Source organism: Arthrobacter sp. Y3223164 (assembly GCF_059091005.1).
In genome coordinates, this window is the sequence record NZ_JBNHGF010000685.1 from 1 (window position 1) to 858 (window position 858).

Annotated in this window: 1 protein-coding gene; it reads right to left on the minus strand. The window is 69.1% G+C overall.

All coding sequences use genetic code 11. From position 1 onward, the window contains the following. A partial coding sequence (locus tag AC5RUJ_RS17395; RefSeq protein WP_494156394.1) for an AAA family ATPase occupies positions 1 to 709 on the minus strand: 709 nt, incomplete at its 3' end. Between the last annotated feature and the right edge of the window lie 149 nt (positions 710 to 858).

Here is an 858-nt window from a genome sequence, read left to right on the forward strand (position 1 = left end):
GCACCAGGTCCTCGGCGGAGGCGGCGGCCCGCACCCCGGCGGCCTGCAGGTCGCGCGGGTCGAAGCCCTGGCTGTGGCGGCGGATGATTTCGATTTCCGCGTCCCGGTCGGGCAGGTGCATGGTGAGCTTCAGCAGGAAGCGGTCCAACTGCGCTTCCGGCAGCGGGTAGGTGCCCTCGTATTCCACCGGGTTCTGCGTGGCCGCCACGATGAACGGTTCGGGCAGCTTCCGTGAGGTGCCGTCCACCGACACCTGGCGTTCTTCCATCGCTTCCAGCAGCGAGGCCTGCGTCTTCGGCGGCGTCCGGTTGATTTCGTCGGCCAGGAGGATGTTCGTGAAGACCGGGCCCTCCCGGAAGCGGAATTCGGCCGTGTGGGTGTCGTAAATCATGGAGCCCGTGACATCGCCCGGCATCAGGTCGGGCGTGAACTGGATCCGCTTGGTGTCCAGGCTCAAGGCTGCGGAGAGCGAGCGGACCAGCAGCGTCTTGGCGACGCCGGGCACTCCCTCCAGCAGCACATGCCCGTGCGACAGCAGGGCGATCAGCAGCCCGGTGACGGTGGCATCCTGGCCCACCACTGCCTTCGCCACTTCGGTGCGGACGTCATGCAGGGTCTGGCGCAGGCGGTCGTCGTCGGCGGGCGGCGTGGCGACGGCCGGCCCTCCGCCGTACTGGGATGCGTGCCGCTGTCCTGGCTGATCGCTCATCGGTGCGTTACCTCTTTCTCTAGCTGCTGCAGTTCTTGCGCCCAGGCCGCCAGCCGGGCTTCGGTGCCGGGTGCCTCGTGGCGCAGGAGGCGCTCCAGTTCGGCACGCGGGCGGCTGCTGTCCCGGGCTACCGCATCGACGACGTCGGC